This is a genomic window from Pantoea piersonii, from assembly GCF_003612015.1.
GTDB classification, from domain to species: domain Bacteria; phylum Pseudomonadota; class Gammaproteobacteria; order Enterobacterales; family Enterobacteriaceae; genus Pantoea; species Pantoea piersonii.
In genome coordinates this window covers 114433-133069 of record NZ_RARB01000007.1, presented here as the reverse complement: position 1 = coordinate 133069, position 18637 = coordinate 114433, and the positions used below count along the sequence as shown (strand labels likewise).

At 59.1% G+C, this 18637-nt stretch carries 19 protein-coding genes; 7 read left to right on the top strand and 12 right to left on the bottom strand.

All coding sequences use genetic code 11. The features are described from left to right. Positions 1-80 precede the first annotated feature (80 nt). From livF to D7S44_RS18080, 5 genes are all read right to left on the bottom strand, one after another. The gene (gene livF / locus D7S44_RS18100; RefSeq protein WP_120457205.1) at positions 81-794 is read right to left on the bottom strand and encodes a high-affinity branched-chain amino acid ABC transporter ATP-binding protein LivF; all 714 of its coding nucleotides are present in this window, start codon (positions 792-794) and stop codon (positions 81-83) included. Position 795: 1 nt separating this feature from the next. Continuing rightward, complete coding sequence (gene livG / locus D7S44_RS18095; RefSeq protein ID WP_120457203.1) at positions 796-1563, bottom strand: high-affinity branched-chain amino acid ABC transporter ATP-binding protein LivG; 768 nt, start codon at positions 1561-1563, stop codon at positions 796-798. After that, complete coding sequence (locus D7S44_RS18090) at positions 1560-2828, bottom strand: high-affinity branched-chain amino acid ABC transporter permease LivM (protein ID WP_120457201.1); 1269 nt, start codon at positions 2826-2828, stop codon at positions 1560-1562. The genes livG and D7S44_RS18090 overlap by 4 nt, the downstream gene beginning before the upstream one ends. Beyond that, positions 2825-3751 carry a high-affinity branched-chain amino acid ABC transporter permease LivH gene (livH, locus tag D7S44_RS18085; protein ID WP_120457384.1) on the bottom strand — a complete coding sequence of 309 codons (927 nt, stop codon included), beginning with the start codon at positions 3749-3751 and terminating at the stop codon, positions 2825-2827. The genes D7S44_RS18090 and livH overlap by 4 nt, the downstream gene beginning before the upstream one ends. Positions 3752-3822: 71 nt before the next feature. Then, positions 3823-4950 carry a branched-chain amino acid ABC transporter substrate-binding protein gene (locus D7S44_RS18080; protein WP_120457199.1) on the bottom strand — a complete coding sequence of 376 codons (1128 nt, stop codon included), beginning with the start codon at positions 4948-4950 and terminating at the stop codon, positions 3823-3825. A gap of 400 nt (positions 4951-5350) precedes the next feature. Between D7S44_RS18080 and panM the strand changes: the two genes are divergently transcribed. Further along, positions 5351-5737: an aspartate 1-decarboxylase autocleavage activator PanM gene (panM, locus tag D7S44_RS18075; protein WP_120457197.1), complete on the top strand. Its 387-nt coding sequence runs from the start codon at positions 5351-5353 to the stop codon at positions 5735-5737. 37 nt (positions 5738-5774) lie between these two features. On the opposite strand, the gene rpoH is transcribed toward panM, so the two are convergent. From rpoH to ftsY, 4 genes are all read right to left on the bottom strand, one after another. Next, positions 5775-6632, bottom strand: a complete 858-nt coding sequence (rpoH, locus tag D7S44_RS18070) for an RNA polymerase sigma factor RpoH (protein WP_120457195.1) — start codon at positions 6630-6632, stop codon at positions 5775-5777. Positions 6633-6873: 241 nt separating this feature from the next. After that, entirely contained in the window at positions 6874-7857 is a 984-nt protein-coding gene (gene ftsX, locus D7S44_RS18065; protein ID WP_120457193.1) for a permease-like cell division protein FtsX, read from the bottom strand. After that, complete coding sequence (ftsE, locus tag D7S44_RS18060; protein ID WP_120457191.1) at positions 7847-8515, bottom strand: cell division ATP-binding protein FtsE; 669 nt, start codon at positions 8513-8515, stop codon at positions 7847-7849. Before ftsE ends, ftsX begins: the two co-directional genes overlap by 11 nt. A gap of 5 nt (positions 8516-8520) precedes the next feature. Beyond that, a complete protein-coding gene (ftsY, locus tag D7S44_RS18055; RefSeq protein ID WP_120457190.1) occupies positions 8521-9966 on the bottom strand; it encodes a signal recognition particle-docking protein FtsY in 1446 nt (481 codons plus the stop codon). Positions 9967-10201: 235 nt separating this feature from the next. Here ftsY and rsmD point away from each other — a divergent pair, with 235 nt between their 5' ends. Both rsmD and D7S44_RS18045 read left to right on the top strand, forming a co-directional pair. After that, on the top strand, positions 10202-10801 hold the full coding sequence (rsmD, locus tag D7S44_RS18050) for a 16S rRNA (guanine(966)-N(2))-methyltransferase (RefSeq protein ID WP_120457188.1): 600 nt from the start codon (positions 10202-10204) through the stop codon (positions 10799-10801). Then, positions 10791-11063 (top strand): DUF1145 family protein, encoded by a 273-nt coding sequence (locus D7S44_RS18045; RefSeq protein WP_120457186.1) that lies wholly within the window; start codon positions 10791-10793, stop codon positions 11061-11063. Before rsmD ends, D7S44_RS18045 begins: the two co-directional genes overlap by 11 nt. A gap of 104 nt (positions 11064-11167) precedes the next feature. Here D7S44_RS18045 and D7S44_RS18040 read toward each other — a convergent pair whose 3' ends face one another. Then, entirely contained in the window at positions 11168-11524 is a 357-nt protein-coding gene (locus D7S44_RS18040) for a DUF2500 domain-containing protein (protein ID WP_120457184.1), read from the bottom strand. A gap of 158 nt (positions 11525-11682) precedes the next feature. Here D7S44_RS18040 and D7S44_RS18035 point away from each other — a divergent pair, with 158 nt between their 5' ends. Together D7S44_RS18035 and D7S44_RS18030 are read left to right on the top strand one after the other, a co-directional pair. Beyond that, positions 11683-12312 carry a lysoplasmalogenase gene (locus D7S44_RS18035; protein ID WP_120457182.1) on the top strand — a complete coding sequence of 210 codons (630 nt, stop codon included), beginning with the start codon at positions 11683-11685 and terminating at the stop codon, positions 12310-12312. Positions 12313-12398: 86 nt separating this feature from the next. Continuing rightward, on the top strand, positions 12399-14675 hold the full coding sequence (locus D7S44_RS18030) for a zinc/cadmium/mercury/lead-transporting ATPase (RefSeq protein ID WP_120457180.1): 2277 nt from the start codon (positions 12399-12401) through the stop codon (positions 14673-14675). Positions 14676-14690: 15 nt separating this feature from the next. Here D7S44_RS18030 and tusA read toward each other — a convergent pair whose 3' ends face one another. Next, the gene (tusA, locus tag D7S44_RS18025; RefSeq protein WP_103796303.1) at positions 14691-14942 is read right to left on the bottom strand and encodes a sulfurtransferase TusA; all 252 of its coding nucleotides are present in this window, start codon (positions 14940-14942) and stop codon (positions 14691-14693) included. A 201-nt stretch (positions 14943-15143) separates the two neighbouring features. Between tusA and D7S44_RS18020 the strand changes: the two genes are divergently transcribed. After that, a complete protein-coding gene (locus tag D7S44_RS18020) occupies positions 15144-15809 on the top strand; it encodes a 7-cyano-7-deazaguanine/7-aminomethyl-7-deazaguanine transporter (RefSeq protein WP_120457178.1) in 666 nt (221 codons plus the stop codon). A gap of 117 nt (positions 15810-15926) precedes the next feature. Next, positions 15927-16481 (top strand): DcrB family lipoprotein, encoded by a 555-nt coding sequence (locus tag D7S44_RS18015; RefSeq protein WP_120457382.1) that lies wholly within the window; start codon positions 15927-15929, stop codon positions 16479-16481. Positions 16482-16565: 84 nt separating this feature from the next. Here the strand turns inward: D7S44_RS18015 and D7S44_RS18010 are convergent, their stop codons facing one another. Further along, positions 16566-18479 (bottom strand): bifunctional 5-dehydro-2-deoxygluconokinase/5-dehydro-2-deoxyphosphogluconate aldolase, encoded by a 1914-nt coding sequence (locus D7S44_RS18010; protein ID WP_120457176.1) that lies wholly within the window; start codon positions 18477-18479, stop codon positions 16566-16568. Positions 18480-18637: the final 158 nt, after the last annotated feature.

The window sequence follows — 18637 nt, the reverse complement described above, 5'->3', positions numbered from 1 at the left end:
GGGCGCAGTCACCGGAGCGTACATGCAGTACGCGAGGATGACGAGCGCTGCCCAACCGCAATCTGGCAAGCCAGCCAGCCCTAGGCGCCTAAATAGGCGCTGCGGACGGCTTCGTTGGAGAGCAAGGCTTCCCCGGTATCTTCCAGCACCACATGGCCGTTTTCCAGCACATAGCCGCGATCCGCCAGCTTCAGCGCCTGATTGGCGTTCTGCTCCACCAGGAAGATAGTCATCCCCTCTTTGCGCAGCTGTTCGATGGTGTCGAAGATCTGCTGGATAATAATCGGTGCCAGTCCCAGCGAAGGTTCATCCAGCAGCAGCAGACGCGGCTGGCTCATCAGCGCGCGGCCGATCGCCAGCATCTGCTGCTCGCCGCCGGACATGGTGCCCGCACGCTGGATTTTACGCTCCGCCAGGCGTGGGAAGAGTTCATAGACGCGCGCGATGCGCGTCTGATAATCCCGGCGGCTGGCGAAGAAACCGCCCATCGCCAGGTTCTCTTCCACCGTCATGCGCGAGAACACCCGGCGTCCTTCCGGCACGATAGCGATCGCCTCGCGCATGATGCGCGCGGTTTGCCAGTCGGTAATCACTTTGCCGTCAAAGGTAATCGTGCCCTGCGTGGCGCGTGGCTCGCCGCACAGCGTGCCGAGCAGCGTGGTTTTTCCCGCGCCGTTGGCGCCGATCAGGGTGACAATTTCCCCCTGGCTGATATGCAGACTGACGTTATGCAGCGCCTGGATCTTGCCGTAGTGCGCGCTGACGTTATTAACGGATAACATCGGGTTTGCCATGTTACGCCTCTCCTAAATAGGCTCGGATCACATCCGGATTGTTGCGCACCTCTTCCGGCGTGCCGTTGGCCAGCGGCGTACCCTGGTTCACCACATAGATACGGTCGGAAATACCCATCACCAGCTTCATATCGTGTTCAATCAGCAGCACGGAAACTTTGTGCTCGCCGCGCAGTTCGGCAATCAGCTCATCCAGCTCGTGCGTCTCTTTCGGGTTCAGCCCGGCCGCCGGTTCGTCCAGCATCAGGATCTCCGGGCGCGTCACCATGCAGCGCGCAATCTCCAGACGGCGCTGCTGGCCGTAAGCCAGATTGCCCGCCTGGCGGTTGGCGAGATCGAGCAGCCCGATGCGCTCCAGCCAGGTGGCGGCGCGATCCAGCGCTTCGCTCTCGCCGCGACGAAACGCAGGCGTTTTTAATAAGCCGGAAAAGAGGCCGCTTTTCAGATGCTGATGCTGCGCCACCAGCAGGTTCTCAATAACCGTCATCTCACGAAACAGGCGAACGTGCTGAAAAGTGCGCACCACGCCCATGCGAGCGATCTTCTGGCCGGGCAGACCTTCCAGATGCTGCTCGCGCAGCTTAATGGTGCCGCCGGTCGGCTTGTAGAAGCCGGTCAGGCAGTTGAAAACGGTGGTCTTGCCCGCGCCGTTCGGGCCGATCAGCGAGACGATCTCCTGCGGGCGCAGCTCCAGCGCCACGTTATTGACCGCCAGCAGGCCGCCGAAGCGCATCATCAGACCCTCAACGGCTAATAAAGGCTGAATCATGCCTGCTCTCCTTGTTTCTGCTTCAGTTTCAGATGCGGACGCTTCATCGGCAGCAGCCCCTGCGGACGCCAGATCATCATCAGCACCATCAGGCCGCCCAGCACCAGCATGCTGTATTCATTCAGGTCGCGCATCAGCTCGCGCGAAACCACCAGCAGGATAGCGGCGAGGATAACGGCGAACTGCGAGCCCATACCGCCCAGCACCACAATCGCCAGCACAAAGGCTGATTCGACAAAGGTAAAAGATTCCGGGCTGACAAAGCCCTGGCGCGCGGCGAATAGCGTACCGGCGAAGCCCGCGAAGGCGGCGCTGATGGTAAAGGCGGTCAGCTTGATGCGCGTTGGGCTCAGGCCGAGCGAGCGACAGGCGATCTCATCTTCGCGCAGCGCTTCCCACGCGCGGCCCAGCGGCATACGCAGCAGGCGATTGATCACGAACAGCGTCAGCGCCACCAGCAGCAACGCCACCAGGTAGAGGAAAATGACGCGATCGCTGGGGTCATATTTCAAGCCGAAGAACTCGTGGAACGTGCTCCAGCCGCCTTCAGAGACTTTGCGGCCAAACTCCAGGCCGAACAGCGAAGGTTTCGGGATCTGTGCAATGCCGTTAGGGCCGCCGGTAATGGCGGTGTTATTCAGCAGCAGGATACGCACGATTTCGCCGAAACCGAGGGTGACAATCGCCAGATAGTCGCCGCGCAGACGCAACACCGGAAAGCCGAGCAGCAGGCCGAACAGCGCCGACACGATGCCCGCCAGCGGCAGACACTCCCAGAAGCCGAGACCAAAGTAGTGGTTCAGCAGCGCAAAAGTATAAGCGCCGATGGCGTAGAAGCCGCCGTAGCCGAGCACCAGCAGACCCGAGAGGCCAACCACCACGTTCAGGCCCAGGCCAAGCATCACGTAGATCAGCGTCAGCGTGGCGATATCCACCGCGCCACGCGACACGAAAAAGGACCAGGCCACCGCGACGACGATCAGCGCCAGCATAAACAGCTTCTGCTTAGGCGTAGAGCCGTCGATGCCGGGCAACACCAGCGTCGGGCCGGCGATCTTTTTCATGCCGCGCTGCCAGAACGGGCGCAGCAGCTGAAACAGAAAAACCACGGCACAGCCGACGAAAATCCAGTTCCAGCGCACGTCCCCGGCGCTCTGCACCACCAGTCGCGTGCCGTCCAGGCCGAGCCGCATCCCCATAAAGAAGCTGGCCAGCACCAGCAACATGACGGAGGAGAGCAGCGCATTGATAAAGGAGGACTTCATACTTTTTCTACCTCCGGGCGACCCAGGATACCGGTCGGCATAACCAGCAGCACCACGATCAGCAGCGCAAAAGAGACGACGTCTTTATATTCAGTGCTGAGATAGGCGGAGGTCAGCGCTTCGGCGATGCCGAGCACCAGGCCGCCGATCATCGCGCCCGGAATGCTGCCGATGCCGCCAAGCACCGCGGCGGTAAAGGCCTTCATGCCCGCCATAAAACCGATAAAGGGGTTAATGGAGCCGTAGAACTGGCCGAGCAGCACGCCCGCTACCGCCGCCATCGCCGCACCGATCACAAAGGTCAGCGAAATCACGCGGTCGGTATTGATGCCGAGCAGGCTCGCCATCTTCAGGTCTTCGGCGCAGGCGCGGCAGGCGCGACCCATACGCGAATAGCGAATAAACAGCGTCAGCGCCAGCATCGCCAGAAAGGTCACCAGCCAGATCACGATCTGCATGGTGGAGATGGTGGCGGCAAAGCCGTTGCTCTGGCCCAGCGTCCACTGGCCGGTGATCAGGCTCGGCAGCGCGAGGTCGCGCGAGCCCTGCGTCAGGCTGACGTAGTTTTGCAGGAAGATCGACATGCCGATGGCGGAGATCAACGCGATCAATCGCTTCGACGATCGCACCGGCTTATAGGCGACACGCTCAATGCTCCAGCCGTAGGCGCTGGAGATCAGGATCGCCATCACAAAGCCAGCGGCGATCATCAGCCAGCCGGTGTCGATGCCCATCATCATCAGGGCGGCGATAACGATAAAAGAGACATAGCTGCCGATCATATAGACCTCGCCGTGAGCGAAGTTGATCATGCCGATAATGCCGTAAACCATGGTGTAACCAATGGCGATCAGCGCGTAGGTGCTGCCGAGAGTGACCCCGTTAAGCATCTGCTGAGTGAAATAAAGAAACTGCTCGGACATAGTGAAGACCTGCATTAGAACGGGAAAATCCCCTGCCGTAGCGGCAAGGGATTTGTCTGCCGATGGGACGATTACTTAACCGCGGTAGAAGAACCGTCTTTGTGCCATTTAAATACGCCGAACTCGAAACCTTTCAGATCGCCTTTCTGGTCCCAGCTCAGGTTGCCCATCACTGTCGGTACCGGCTCGCCGCCCTTCAGGTTTTTCGCAATCTCTTCCGGCTCGTCGCTTTTGCTGCGCTCGATGCCAGCCACCAGCGACTGGATCGCCGCGTAGGTGGTCCAGACGAACGGACCGGTCGGATCTTTGCGGTTCTGCGCGCTGTTGGCTTTGATGGCGTCAACGATCGCTTTGTTCTCCGGCAGCTGGTCGTAGCGCTTCGGCAGCGTCACGTAGATGCCTTCCGAGGCGTCGCCTGCGATATTGGAGAGCGAGGCGTTGCCCACGCCTTCAGGTCCCATAAAGCCAGCGTTCAGACCCGCCGCTTTCGCCTGGCGCAGGATCTGGCCCATTTCCGGGTAGTAACCGCCGTAGTAAACGAAGTCCACATTCTCTTTCTTCAGACGCGCAATCAGCGTAGAGAAGTCTTTATCGCCTGCGGTAATGCCTTCAAACAGCACCACGTTGCCGCCTTTGGCTTTCAGGGTTTTCTGCACGGATTCCGCCAGACCCTGGCCGTACTGCTGCTTGTCATGCACCACGGCAATACGCTTGGGTTTGATCTCGCTGAGGATATAGTTAGCAGCGGTCGGGCCCTGATCGGAGTCGAGCCCGGTGGTGCGCATAATGGTGGCATAACCGCGTGCGGTCAGCTCTGGCGCGGTCGCCGCTGGGGTAATCATCAGCACGCCTTCGTCGTTATAAATGTCAGACGCAGGCTGGGTAGAAGAGGAGCAAAGATGGCCGATAACATATTTAATGCCGTCGTTGACGACTTTGTTCGCCACCGCCACGGCCTGTTTCGGGTCGCACGCGTCGTCATACTCTACGCCCACCAGTTTGTTGCCGTTCACGCCGCCTTTGGCGTTGATATCTTTAATCGCCTGAGCGGCGCCGGTGAACTGCATATCGCCATACTGCGCTACCGGGCCGGTCACGGCACCCACGATAGCGATTTTGATATCGGCAGCCAGGGCGGCGTGGCTCATCGCCAGCGCAACGCAACCCGCCAGTAATGCGCGGCCTTTACTCATTTTCATGCGGACTTCCCCATCTTGTTGTGTCTGTGATTTGTGGTTTGCTGTTGCTACCGGATAAAGCCGAAAAATGATGTTTATGAAGGATTTAGCGTGCTTTTCCGGTATTTTTTGATAATAAGGCTTTATTTTTCAGGTTATTAAACAGGAAGTTTCTTCTGTAAATCAACTGACCTGTTGGGAAATAGCGGGCCGAAACAGCATAATCATCTGGTTGTTATGCAGGCTTTTTCTCCATTTCTCCAGCGCGTTATGCTGGCTTATGCGCCGCTTATTGTTCTTTATCTCCTCTATCCTGGCATCCCGGCCATCTTTTGACCTGTTTTCAACTTAAAAAAGTGACGGCGCTCTGACTGTATAAATTCGCTACACTATGCCCTTTCGACTAGTACAGGTGTTTGTTATGAAGCTGACTATTCTGCGCCTGACCACCTTCAGCCCGCAGGACCACATCGATCTGGCGAAAATCTGGCCAAACGAAGATATTGCGGCGCTGGAAAAAAGCCTGAGTGAAAACCAGCGCCTTTACGCCGCGCGCTTTAATGAACGGCTGCTGGGTGCGCTAAAGCTGGAGATTGTGGGATCGCAGGGGAAAATTTCGCAGCTGGAGGTGCGTGAGGTGACGCGGCGGCGCGGCGTGGGTCAATATCTGATGGAAGAGACGATGGCGCAAAACGGCTCTGTCTCAAGCTGGTGGGTAGCGGATGACGGCAGCGCAAATCAGGGCGAGCGCGCCGCTTTTATGCAGGCCTGCGGTTTTCGCGCGCAGAGTGACGGCTGGGTCAAATAACAGGCAAAAAAAGGGCGACTTCGCGTCGCCCGTTTTTTTATGCTTCTATCGCCATACGTAATTTCTTCATGGCGTTCTTTTCAAGCTGTCGCACGCGTTCGGCTGACACGCCGTAGCGATCCGCCAGTTCCTGCAGCGTGGTTTTGTTATCTTCGTCCAGCCAGCGGGCGCGGATGATGTGCTGGCTGCGCTCGTCGAGGCCCAGCATCGCGTCGCTCAGCTTATCGGCAGCGTGCGATTCCCAGTTATCCTCTTCGATGCCGTCGGCGAAGTCTGAGGTTTTATCCTGCAGATAGAGCACCGGCGCCATTGTTTTGCCTTCACCGCTCTCATCGTCGGCGGACATATCGAAGGTCATATCCTGCGCGGCCATACGCGATTCCATTTCACGCACGTCTTTGCTGCTTACGCCTAGTTCACGTGCCACCATCTCGACTTCGTCCTGGTTGAACCAGCCCAGACGCTGCTTGGTTTTACGCAGGTTAAAGAACAGCTTGCGCTGTGCTTTAGTGGTAGCGACCTTCACGATACGCCAGTTACGCAGCACGTATTCGTGAATCTCGGCTTTAATCCAGTGCACGGCGAAAGAGACCAGACGCACGCCAACTTCAGGGTTAAAGCGACGCACCGCCTTCATCAGGCCGATGTTCCCTTCCTGAATCAGGTCCGCCTGAGGCAGGCCGTAACCGGAATAATTACGAGCGATATGAACTACAAAGCGCAGGTGAGACAGGATGAGCGTCTTAGCCGCATCCAGATCACCCTGGTAATGCAGCCGTTCAGCCAGCGCTTTTTCCTCTTCTGCCGACAGCATCGGCCAGACGTTGGCGGCCCGAACGTAAGATTCCAGGTTGCCAAGAGGAGCAATAGCTAAAGTTTGCATTTCTTTGGTCATTCAAACCCTCACAATGGTTATTAAGTTGCTGCGTCTTCCCTTTGAGCAGACGTTACCTTAAGTCAACGCCGGGGAAAATCCGAAAGCAATCTGTGCTACTTAGAGTAGCTAAGTTATCCACAAGTTCAATTATAGCGGTGAATATTTTACACACAGATGACGAGGCGGGAAGAGAGGGGTTCCTCTGCGCCCGGATCGTCGGCAGCAGAGGAACATTATATCAAAAAAACGTTGCAGGCGGTTACTGGGGCGTAAAACGACGTAAATGTTGCACGGTCGCCAGCCAGGCCGCGATCCAGCCGATAATGGCAGCGATAAGCAGCAGCAGCAGCCCCTCATCCCATGAGAAGCCTTCCAGCGCGAAGGTCGTGCCAAACACCTGTGCCACCTGCGCCACCACCGACTGCAGGCGCAGAACCAGCACCTCGGAGAGGATCAGCGACAGCACCGCGCCGCTAAAGCCGAGCAGCGCGCCGCCGTAAAGGAACGGGCGCAGGATAAAGCCATCGGTGGCGCCGATTAGCTTCTGCACGTTGATGGTATCGCGCCGCGCGAAGATGCTAAGCCGCACGCTGTTGCCGATCACCAGGAACACCGCGACAATCATCAGAACGCCGATCATGGAAGCGACCTGTCCCACCAGTCCGGTCAGCGCCGCCAGACGGGCGAACCAGCTGTCGTCCATGCGCACTTCATCAACGCCCTGCACTTTCGCTACCCTGTCGCGCAGGTTCTGCATGGTGCTGGAGTTCTGAAAGTTGAGCTTCGGCGTGATAATCGCCACTGCCGGCAGCGGGTTCTGCTCCAGCATATCCATTGCGCCGCCAAAGCCCGACCAGTTGCGGAACTCGTTCAGCGCCTCTTCCCGCGTCAGGTAGTTGACGCTATCCACGCCATCGACCTGCTTCAGCTGCGCCACCACATTTTCAGCGGCGGTATCGTCCAGCGTTTTCGACAGATAAACCGTCAGCTGCGGCGCGGGATACCACTGCGTCGCGGCCTGGCTGACGTTTTTCCATACCATGTAGCAGACGCTGGGCAGCGTCAGCGAGATGGCGATAACCATCACCGTCAGCAGCGTCGCCAGCGGCTGGCGATACATATCGGACAGCGTGCCGCGCCACGCGTAGCGCCACTGTTCCTGCCAGCCGCCCTTCAGCGCTTTGCTTTTTGACGGCGCTTTCGCTTTTGGCGCAGCGGGGCGCTTGTTGCGTTTATTGACCATCGTGGCCTCCATGCAGGCGTCCCTGATTGAGCGTCATAACGCGATAGCGACGACGCGCGATCAGCCCGCTGTCGTGCGTCGCCATCAGCACCGTAACGCCCACGCGGTTAAACTCTTCAAACAGTCGCAGAATATCTTCTGACAGCGCGTCATCCAGGTTGCCGGTCGGTTCGTCCGCCAGCAGCACGGCGGGCTTGTTCACCACGGCGCGTGCAATGCCGACGCGCTGCTGTTCACCGCCGGAGAGCTGAATCGGAAAGCTTTTCGCCTTATCGAGCAGGCCGACCTTATCCAGCGCCGCCGACACGCGACGGCGAATATCTTCGCCGCTGGCGCCGGCGATAATCAGCGGGATCGCCACGTTGTCATAGACGGAACGATCCATCAGCAGATGGTGATCCTGAAAGATCATGCCGATCTGGCGACGCAGAAACGGCACCTCGCTGTTGCGCAGCCGGGAAATGTCGTGACCGCTGAACCAGATATGGCCCGCGCTCGGCCGCTCAATGCCACAAATCAGCTTCAGCAGGGTACTCTTACCGGCGCCGGAATGGCCGGTGAGGAACGCCATTTCGCCCTGCCGCAAATGGAAATCCGCGCCCTGCAGCGCCTGACGTCCACCGAGATATGCCTTACTGACCTCTTCAAAGCGAATCATCCCAATTAGTCCTCTCGGGCAAACAGTGCCTCAATAAAATCCTCGGCCTTGAAGGGCCGTAAATCTTCAATGCCTTCCCCGACGCCGATATAGCGAATCGGGATGCCGAACTGATCGGCCACAGAGAAGATCACGCCGCCTTTCGCCGTTCCGTCCAGCTTGGTCAGGGTAATACCGGTCAGGCCGACCGCCTCATGGAAAAGTTTCGCCTGGCTGATGGCGTTCTGACCGGTGCTGGCATCCAGGGTGAGCATCACTTCGTGCGGCGCCTCTTCGTCCAGCTTTTTCATCACGCGGGTGATTTTCTTCAGCTCTTCCATCAGGTGCGATTTATTCTGCAGTCGACCCGCCGTATCCGCGATCAGCACGTCAACGCCGCGTGCTTTCGCCGCCTGGATGGCATCGAAAATCACCGAGGCGGAATCTGCGCCGGTATGCTGCGCGACGACCGGAATATGGTTGCGCTCGCCCCACACCTGCAGCTGCTCAACGGCCGCCGCGCGGAAGGTATCGCCCGCCGCCAGCATCACCGATTTGCCCTGCGCCTGATACTGACGCGCCAGCTTGCCGATGGTGGTGGTTTTACCGACGCCGTTTACGCCGACCATCAGGATAACGAACGGCGCTTTGCCGCTGACGTCGAGCGGCGCGTCGACCTTCGCCAGAATGCCCGACATCTCAGCTTTCAGCAGGCCGTAGAGCGCTTCCGCATCGCGCAGCTGTTTGCGGTTCGCCTGCTGCGTCAGGTTAGTAATGATGCGGCGCGTCGTCTCTACGCCAACGTCGGCGATCAGCAGCTGCTCTTCCAGCTCTTCAAACAGATCGTCGTCGATTTTTTTGCCGCGGAACAGGCTGATAAAGCCGGAGCCAAGGTTCTGGCGGGTTTTTACCAGGCTACGTTTCAGGCGGGCGAAGAAACCCTCTTTGGTGGGGCGTTCCTGCTCCTGAGAAACGATCGGCGCGGCGGCGAGCGGCAGATCGCTGACGGTATCCTGAATCTCATCTTCGGCGGCGATCTCTTCCGCCGCTTCATCCTGCGGCGCTTCTGCCAATGCCAGCGCTGCCAGCTCTTCGTCATCCAGCGGCTGCTCCTCTTCGGGCAGCGCTTCCGGCACTATCTCTTCTTCAATCGGCTGCGGCGCCAGCTCCGGCTCTTCTTCCGGAATGATCTCCTCCAGCGGCGCGATAATTTCCGCATCCTGCGCCTTCTGGACGATCGGTTCAGCTTCCGGCTCAGCGGCAATGTGCTCATCAACGGCGTGCGCTGGCGCTTCGCGCTGCGCCTCGGCGAGCTGCTCGGTCAGTTCGACGGTATGCGCCGCGTCGGTTTCCGCCTGCGCTAGCGCAGGATCCTCTGGCTGCTGTTCAGGCGTTTCAGCAGGCTGTTGTGTCTCTTCTTCTTTGCCAAATCCCAGCCAGGAAAAAAAGCCACGTTTTTTCTCTTTTGCCATTGTGTGACCACACTCCTCGATGGCTTAATCCCGGTCGCTCGCTGTTCCCAGGGGATAAAAATTAGCTCTGGTTTTCACCGCCAAAAGGGCGAAAAACGGCAGAATTATGTATGACTTCAGCAACTCACTAGTCTAACACTTTCCAGCCAGCGCACCACAGCACCCTTTTTTACCGTTTCTTCTCACCGATTCGCCCGTTAAACTACGCAACAAATTATGACGAGTTGTGAGCAAGATGAGTAAAACCCCTCGTGGCACAGGCGGTGCCGGACAAATCCGCATCATCGGCGGTCAGTGGCGCGGACGCAAACTGCCGGTGCCCGACAGCGCCGGGCTGCGCCCTACCACCGATCGCGTTCGGGAAACCCTGTTTAACTGGCTGGCGCCCGTTCTGCAGCAGGCGCGCTGTCTCGACTGCTTCGCCGGCAGCGGCGCGCTCGGTCTGGAAGCGCTGTCGCGCTTTGCCGCGTCGGTGACGCTGCTGGAGCTGGAACGTTCGGTGGCGCAACAGCTTGAGAAGAATGTACAAACCCTGCGCGCCAGCGACGCGCAGGTGATCAACGCCAATACCCTTAACTGGCTGGCCGCTTCCGGCGAGCCTTATGATGTGGTATTCGTCGACCCGCCGTTCCGCAAAGGTCTGCTGGAGCAAACGCTGCAGCTGCTGGAGCAGAATGGCTGGCTGGCGGACGAGGCGATGATCTATGTAGAGAGCGAAGTGGAGCACGGCGCGCCGCCGGTACCCATCAGCTGGGCGCTGCATCGCGAAAAGATCGCCGGGCAAGTGGCGTATCGTTTATATCAACGACAACAGGAGACATCCGATGTTGCTTAATTCAGGTCGCCTGTTGATGCTATGCGTCTGGGCTTTTTTACTGTTCAACCTGGTAGACCCCTACCCTAAACCGCTGCGCTATTTTATCCACGTCGCGCTGTTCTTTATGGTGCTGATGCACGGCCTGCAGCTGACGCTGCTGCGCGCAACCCAGCCGAAAGACGCGCCGCCGATCGATCGCTGGACGCAGACGAAAATCTTTCTCTTTGGCGTCTTTGAGCTGCTGGCGTGGCAGAAGGCCAATTTCCCTAAGAAGAAATAAGCACGGCGATCAAACGGCTGGCAAGGTTCGCGGCCGGATGAGCGGAACGACAAGCAAAGCGTTCCGCCTCGCCCGCGCTGGCACGGCATCCCGTCAGCGCTTTTCTACTGTACCGGCGTAAAGCTGACGAAGCGCGATCCCTGCATTTTCAGCTCTCCTTTCGCGCCGGTATCCATCTGATTGTAATCGCGCTCGCCCACAATCGCTTTAATGTCGCTGGCACCGTTCAGAGGATGGAACCAGGCTTCATAACGCATATCTTCGCCTGCGATCGTTTCCCGCTGGCGTGAACGCCGATTAGGCGACGGATATTCCCGCTTGGTTTTCACCTTCACCGTCAGCGTGCGCACCGGTGAGGCGTCGTTGACCGCCGCTTCGCGCCGCTGCCTGATAAACTGACGAGTCGCCAGCACGGCGATAACGGCCAGTACGATAAAAAAGAGTAGCGGTGGTTTGCTCATGGTTTTTTCTCGTCTCGTTAAGCTCTGAAAAGCAATGCGGGTGAAGCATACAACCAGAGTTGCCTCATTGTCACATTGCGAAGCCGTAACCTAAACTGGGATCGACTTATTGGGAATTTTCACCATCTGATGGACAGGTTGTCCTTAAGGGAGCAGCAATGCTTTGGTCATTTCTTGCGGTACTTTTTTCCGGTTGGCTCTATGTTGATGCATCCTATCGCGGCCCGCAGTGGCAGCGCTGGCTATTCAAACCCATCACGCTGCTGCTAATGGTCGGCTGGGCCTGGCAGGCGCCGGTGCTGAAACCTACCGATTACCTGATTATCGCCGGGCTTATCGCGACGCTGGTCGGCGATGCGCTGCTGCTGTTGCCGCGTCAGCAAATGCTCTATGCGCTGGGCGCGTTCTTCCTCTCTCATCTGCTTTACACCATCTGCTTCGCCGCCGGCATGACGATGACCTTCTACTGGCCGATTCCGCTGACGCTGTTAATTATCGGCGTGGTTACCATCGCGGTGATCTGGAGCCGCCTGGAGACGCTGCGCTGGCCGATTTGCACGCTGATTGGCATGACGCTGGTGATGACATGGCTGGCCGCCGAGCAGTACGTTTTCCGCCCCTCGGATGACAGCTTCACGCTGGTTGTGGGCGCGAGCCTGCTGCTGCTGGCGAATATCGTCTGGTTTGTCAGCCACTATCGCCGCCGCTTCAGCGCCGACAGCGCCATCGTCGCCGCCTGTTACTTCGCCGGGCACTTTATGATTGTTCGTTCGCTCTGGCTCTACTAGTGCAAAACCGGTCTTGACTCTGGAGTCGACTCCAGAGTGTAGGATGCAGTAGCGGGCGGCGTCGCCCGCCCGTTACTGGAGGTTATATGCACCAACATCGTCACGCCTGCGGCTGCGGCCGCCCAGGCACCACCCATTCCGCAACCAAACCCCTGTGCGCCCTGCCTGGCGCCACGCCCGTTCGGCTCAATATTAAGGCTGCCACGCCTGTACAACCTGAATGCAGCGGGGGCTGCTGCGAGGCTGACAGCAGCCCCGGCGGCGATGGCGACGAAGAAGGCGACAGGCGCGGCTCCTGGCATTTTAGCTGGCACGTCAGCGGCATGGATTGCCCCAGCTGCGCCCGCACCGTTGAAACCGCCGTTAGCCAGTTGCCTCAGGTTGTTCGCACGCGCGTCGTCTTCGCCAGCGAAAAGCTGCTGGTGGACGCCAGCGATGATATCGCCGCCGCCGTTGAACAGGCCGTCGCGCGCGCCGGTTTCTCGCTAGTCAGCGAGACGACGCCGCCCCGCCCCGCCTCCCGCTGGCGCGAGAACCAAACCCTGTTGATACTCGCCGTTATGATGCTCGCCAGCTTTACGCTGAGCCGCTTCATGCCGCACTGGGGCGACATGCTGTTTATCGTCACCACGCTGACTGGATTATGGCCGGTGGCGCGTGACGCGTGGCGACGCGCGCGCAGCGGCTCGCCCTTTACTATCGAAATGCTGATGAGCGTCGCCGCCGCTGGCGCGCTGCTGATCGGTGCCCATGCCGAAGCGGCGATGGTGCTGCTGCTGTTTCTGCTGGGCGAACGACTGGAAGCCTTTGCCGCCGCCCGCGCGCGCAGCGGCGTTACGCAGCTGATGGCGCTACGTCCGGAAAACGCCGTACGGTTAAACGGCGAGGTGCGGGAAACCGTGGCGCTGGCGGCGCTGCGGCCCGGAGACGTGATTGAGGTCGCGGCTGGCGGACGCCTGCCAGTCGATGGCCGTCTGCTGAGTAACGAAGCGAGCCTGGACGAAAGCGCGCTGACCGGCGAGTCGCTGCCGGTCACGCGTGAAAAGGGCGATGCGCTGCTGGCGGGCGCCACCAGCGTGGATCGCCTGATTCAGCTTGAGGTAACATCGAAACCAGGCGAAAGCGCCATCGACCGCATTCTGACGCTGATAGAAGAGGCTGACAGCCATCGCGCGCCGGTGGAGCGCTTTATCGATCGCTTTAGCCGCATCTATACGCCGCTGATTATGCTGCTGGCCGCGCTGGTGATGGTGGTACCACCGCTGCTCGGTTTCGGTGCCTGGCTGCCTTGGGTTTATAAAGGGCTGACGCTGCTGCTGATCGGCTGTCCCTGTGCGCTGGTGATCGCCACGCCTGCCGCCATTACCTCCGGTCTTGCCGCCGCCGCGCGTCAGGGCGCGCTGATTAAAGGCGGCGCGGCGCTGGAGCGCCTCAGCCAGATACGCGCCATCGCCTTCGACAAAACCGGCACCCTGACGCAGGGCAAGCCGCAGGTCGCCGCCGTGCTCTGTTTCGCCACGCTGTCGCAGAATGAGCTGCTGGCGCTGGCGGCGTCGGTGGAACAGGGTTCAACCCATCCGCTGGCGGCGGCCATTGTCGCGGCCGCGAGGGAGCGGCAGCTGACGCTACCCTCCGCAAGCCAGCAGGTGACGCTGGCGGGCAGCGGCATCGCCGCTCAGGTCGACGGCGCGCAGGTGGAACTGCTGTCGCCTGGCCGCGTTGACGTCCTGACCGCCGCGCAGCGCGCGCAGATTGTCGAGCAGGAAGAACAGGGACAAACGCTGGTGGCGATCCTGCGCGACGGCGAACCGCTGGGCGCGCTGGCGCTGCGCGATAATCTGCGCGCCGACGCGCAGGTCGCGGTAACGGCGTTAAAGAAAATGGGCATTGAAAGCATGATGCTTACCGGCGACAACCCGCGCGCCGCGGCAGCGATCGCTCGCGAACTCGACATTGATTTTCGCGCCGCTCTGCTGCCCGCCGATAAGGTCGATGCTGTTCGCACGCTGGGCCAGCAGCAACCGCTGGCAATGGTGGGCGACGGCATCAACGATGCGCCCGCGATGAAAGCGGCCACCATCGGTATCGCCATGGGCAGCGGCAGCGATATCGCGCTGGAGACCGCCGACGCCGCGCTGACGCGCGATGCCTTGCCGCTGTTGCCGTCGCTGGTGGCGCTGGCGCGGCGCACGCACGCCACGCTACGGCAGAATATCGCCATTGCGCTGGGGCTGAAGGCGTTGTTTCTGGTCACAACGCTGCTGGGCCTGACTGGCTTATGGCTGGCGGTGGTCGCCGACTCCGGCGCGACGGCGCTGGTGACCGCTAACGCGCTGCGCCTGCTGCGCACGCGTCGGGAATAACGCGCGACAGGACGATCAGGCGCCGAGACCCTTCTGGATCAGATAGTGGTAAGGCAGGGTTTCGGTTTGCTGCGCCAGCAGACGGTGTTCCATAAAGCGGCAGAAGCCGGGAATATCGCGCGTAGTGGCCGGATCGTCGGCGATAATCAACAGCGTTTCCCCGTCCTGCATAGTGCGGACCGTTTTACGCACCATCATTACCGGCTCCGGGCAGCGCAGGCCCAGGGCATCCAGCTGATGGTCGGCATGGGAGAAGTTGTCGCTCATAAATCACTCGGTTCTAAACAGGGGCGCTCATTTTAACGCGCCCTCCCGCAGACGCAAGACGAGAACGATTGCGTTAAAATTAACCATTGCGTAAATAGCACAACGCGGTAAGATGCCGCGGTTTTTACATTCGGTACCGTCGCGCAGGCTCCGCTTTGCACGGCAATGGGTTCCCTCACCCCAATATGAAAAAGGTCCATTATGATCGCATTTTCTTCGCGTCAGCGTCAGCATGCGCTGGTCTGGCTATCCCTGTTTCACCTGCTGGTGATTATCTCCAGTAACTATCTGGTGCAGCTGCCGGTTTCCGTGTTTGGCTTCAACACCACCTGGGGCGCATTCAGCTTCCCGTTTATCTTTCTGGCGACTGACCTGACCGTGCGCATTTTCGGCGCCCCGCTGGCGCGCCGCATTATCCTGGCGGTGATGATCCCGGCGCTGTTTGTCTCCTATCTGGTCTCAAGCCTGTTTTATCAGGGCCAGTGGCAGGGCTTTGCCGCGCTGCATAACGTTAACCTGTTCGTTGCGCGTATCGCCTGTGCCAGCTTTATGGCCTATGCGCTGGGACAGATCCTCGACGTCCATGTCTTTAACCGTCTGCGCCAGCTGCCGCAGTGGTGGATTGCGCCCGGCTGCGCGATGTTCCTCGGCAATATCAGTGATACGCTCGCCTTTTTCTTTATCGCTTTTTATAAAAGCACCGATCCCTTCATGGCTGCGCACTGGGTAGAGATCGCGCTGGTGGACTACAGCTTTAAAGTGCTGATCTGCCTTGTCTTCTTCCTGCCCGCTTACGGCGTGCTGCTCAATGCAATGCTGAAACGTCTGACAGAACGTTCGCAGCGCCCGCAGGTTAATTTCGGCTAAACGGACATAGAGCGTTTCGCTGCGACCCGCTAAGATCTGCTGACAATCGGGCGGTTGCTTTTGCCGCCTGATTCGAGTTGTATGAACGCCTTACTGGAATCAAATAAAGGGATTCAGATGCGAAACTTAGTGAAATATGCGGGTATTGGCTTACTGGTGCTGGGCCTGGCGGCCTGCGATCAGAAGAAAGATGACGCGGCTGGCAGCAATGGCACCAGCGCCAGCCAGTCATCGCAGAACGTAACGCTGATGGACGGTAAGCTGAGCTTCTCGCTGCCGGCCGGCATGTCGGACAAGAGCGGCAAGCTGGGCAACCAGACCACCAATATGAACGTTTACGCCGATGAAACCGGCGCGCGCGCCATTATTGTGATCGCGGGCGACGCCACCAGCGAAGGGCTGGACGTGCTGGCGCAGCGTCTGGAACAGCAGCAGCGCAACCGCGACCCGCAGCTGCAGGTGGTGTCTGACAAAGCGATTACCCTGAAAGATCAGCCTGCGCAGCGTCTGGACAGCGTAGTGTCGGCCAATAATCAGACTTCCTGGTCCTCAGTGATCCTGGCGAAAATCGACGGTAAACTGCTGACGCTGCAGATTACTCTGCCAGGCGACAACCAGCAGCAGGCGCAGAGCGACGCGGACAGCATTGTCCAGAGCATCACGCTGAAATAAGGTTATTTTGAAGAATGGCTGGAAGCCTGAGATATGGGCTGACAGATAAAAACGGCGGGAATGTTCCCGCCGTTTTTTTAGCTATTAACCGCGCGCGGCGCGCCAGTAGTCGATCAGCCGCAGATAGTTGCCCTTCACCTTCTCAACCAGCGCCTCATCATCCAGCTCGCCCTGTAGCCACTGGCGCGACGGCTGGCCGAAGATAGTGCGGCCGACCGCAAACCCTTTCACCCAGGGCGCTTTCGCCGCAGCGGCAAAGCCCGCCTTCAGCTTCTCTTCCGGCGCGTCGAGACCCAGCAGCAAAATGCCGCGGCAATGAGGATCCTGCTGCTCGATCAGGCCGCTAATCGCCTGCCAGCTCTCCGCCGACAGCGGCGGCAGCTTCCACCAGTCGGGCTGGATGCCCATCTGATAAAAGTGGCTGAGGATCTCAAGATAGTAGGCCTCGTTACGATCGGGATTGCTCTCCGGCAGAATGACTTCCAGCAGCAGTTCGTGCCCGCTCTTGTTACAGCCGTTCCAGACGTCGAGCACCAGATCGTCCTGTTCTTTACGCATTTCGGCACTATCGTGCGGATGGTAGAAGACCAGGCATTTCACGACATGCTCCGCCGGCCAGTCGATAAGCTGCGAGCCGATATTGCCATGCTCCAGGCGCAGCGGCCGCGAGCTGGGCATTTCGATCGGACGGCCAATCCACCAGCCTTTGCCGGTAATGGCGTTCAGCGCTTTCTGGCCGTAAGTGGTATCGGCAAGAATACCGCTCTTGTTCTCCAGTCCGGCCTCGCGCGCCGCCTCTTCAGCCGCCTTCAGCAGCAGCACTTTCAGCGCCGGGATTTTGCTCTCGTCGACGCCCGCTTCGCGCGCCATATCGGCCAGCTGTTTGCGATGGTCAAAGGCGAACACGTTCAGTTCCGGCCACTGCTGTTTGCGCGTGGTCACGCGATGCAGGTGATTTAAACGCGCGTCGAGATCGGGACGCTTCACCTCTTTATCGCGGCTGAGGAAATCATCCAGCTCCTCTTTGGTCGGCATCGCCGGGGCGCAGCCGTGACGCGACACCACCAGCGCGCCGCAGGCATTGGCGTAACGACACGCCTGTTCCCAGCCTTCGTCGTTGAGCCAGCCGCGCAGCAGACCGGACATAAAGGCGTCGCCCGCGCCCAGCACGTTTAATACATCAACCCGTACGCCGCTTTGCAGCTTCGTCTGTTCCCAGGAATCGGGAATATCGCCCTCAAATACCACGCAGCCCAGCGGGCCGCGCTTACAGACCAGCGTCGCCTGAGTCGCCTGGCGCACATTTTTCAGTGCCGTAAGCGTATCGGTGCTGCCGCCGGCGATATGAAATTCCTCTTCCGTACCGACAATCAGATCGAAATAGTGAATCACTTCCTGCAGCTGTCGCGTCACCTGTTCAGACTCGATGAAACGCGTTTCGCCGTCGCCGAGTGAGGTCAGGCCCCACAATACCGGACGATAATCGATATCCAGCGCGGTGCGCAGGCCGTTGCGCTTTGCAATATCCAGCGCTTTCAGCACCGCGGCGCGCGTCTGCGGATGAGAGAGATGGGTGCCGGTTACGGCAACTGCGCGCGACGAGGTGATAAAGTCCTCATCGATATCTTCCGGCACCAGTGCCATATCGGCGCAGTTATCGCGGTAGAAGATCAGCGGAAAGGTCTCTTCATCCTTGATGCCCAGAATCACCAGTCCGGTCAGACGCTGCTTATCGGTAATCAGCCCGTCGGTATTACATCCTACGCGGTTCAGCTCTTCGCGCAGAAAGCGGCCGTTATGCTCATCGCCGACGCGCGCCAGCATTGCCGATTTCAGCCCCTGAATCGCGGTGCCGTAGGCGACGTTGCCGGAGGAGCCGCCGAGATATTTAGCAAATGTGCTCATATCCTCCAGCCGCGCACCAATTTGCTGACCATAAAGGTCAACGGCGATGCGCCCAATACAAATCACATCAAGCCGCTTCTTTTCTGTACTCATACCTGTGGTTTCCTTCTGTGATAAGCAGACACGCGTGCAAGGGAGCAGGCATCCCGGCGTGCGTCTGGGTTTTGCCTTTGCCAGACTGACGATGGAGAAATTATGAGGAATAAAAATTCCAAATTCAATATGAAATGAAACATCCATCGCGATTTTGT

Coding starts and splice junctions, on each gene's coding strand:
- D7S44_RS18040 (WP_120457184.1), bottom strand. CDS start 11,524: ATGAGCAAACCACCGCTACTCTTTTTTATCGTACTGGCCGTTATCGCC.
- livF (WP_120457205.1), bottom strand. CDS start 794: ATGGCAAACCCGATGTTATCCGTTAATAACGTCAGCGCGCACTACGGC.
- D7S44_RS18020 (WP_120457178.1), top strand. CDS start 15,144: ATGATCGCATTTTCTTCGCGTCAGCGTCAGCATGCGCTGGTCTGGCTA.
- D7S44_RS18090 (WP_120457201.1), bottom strand. CDS start 2,828: ATGAAGTCCTCCTTTATCAATGCGCTGCTCTCCTCCGTCATGTTGCTG.
- panM (WP_120457197.1), top strand. CDS start 5,351: ATGAAGCTGACTATTCTGCGCCTGACCACCTTCAGCCCGCAGGACCAC.
- ftsY (WP_120457190.1), bottom strand. CDS start 9,966: ATGGCAAAAGAGAAAAAACGTGGCTTTTTTTCCTGGCTGGGATTTGGC.
- D7S44_RS18030 (WP_120457180.1), top strand. CDS start 12,399: ATGCACCAACATCGTCACGCCTGCGGCTGCGGCCGCCCAGGCACCACC.
- D7S44_RS18015 (WP_120457382.1), top strand. CDS start 15,927: ATGCGAAACTTAGTGAAATATGCGGGTATTGGCTTACTGGTGCTGGGC.
- D7S44_RS18080 (WP_120457199.1), bottom strand. CDS start 4,950: ATGAAAATGAGTAAAGGCCGCGCATTACTGGCGGGTTGCGTTGCGCTG.
- D7S44_RS18045 (WP_120457186.1), top strand. CDS start 10,791: ATGTTGCTTAATTCAGGTCGCCTGTTGATGCTATGCGTCTGGGCTTTT.
- D7S44_RS18035 (WP_120457182.1), top strand. CDS start 11,683: ATGCTTTGGTCATTTCTTGCGGTACTTTTTTCCGGTTGGCTCTATGTT.
- tusA (WP_103796303.1), bottom strand. CDS start 14,942: ATGAGCGACAACTTCTCCCATGCCGACCATCAGCTGGATGCCCTGGGC.
- rpoH (WP_120457195.1), bottom strand. CDS start 6,632: ATGACCAAAGAAATGCAAACTTTAGCTATTGCTCCTCTTGGCAACCTG.
- livH (WP_120457384.1), bottom strand. CDS start 3,751: ATGTCCGAGCAGTTTCTTTATTTCACTCAGCAGATGCTTAACGGGGTC.
- livG (WP_120457203.1), bottom strand. CDS start 1,563: ATGATTCAGCCTTTATTAGCCGTTGAGGGTCTGATGATGCGCTTCGGC.
- ftsE (WP_120457191.1), bottom strand. CDS start 8,515: ATGATTCGCTTTGAAGAGGTCAGTAAGGCATATCTCGGTGGACGTCAG.
- rsmD (WP_120457188.1), top strand. CDS start 10,202: ATGAGTAAAACCCCTCGTGGCACAGGCGGTGCCGGACAAATCCGCATC.
- ftsX (WP_120457193.1), bottom strand. CDS start 7,857: ATGGTCAATAAACGCAACAAGCGCCCCGCTGCGCCAAAAGCGAAAGCG.
- D7S44_RS18010 (WP_120457176.1), bottom strand. CDS start 18,479: ATGAGTACAGAAAAGAAGCGGCTTGATGTGATTTGTATTGGGCGCATC.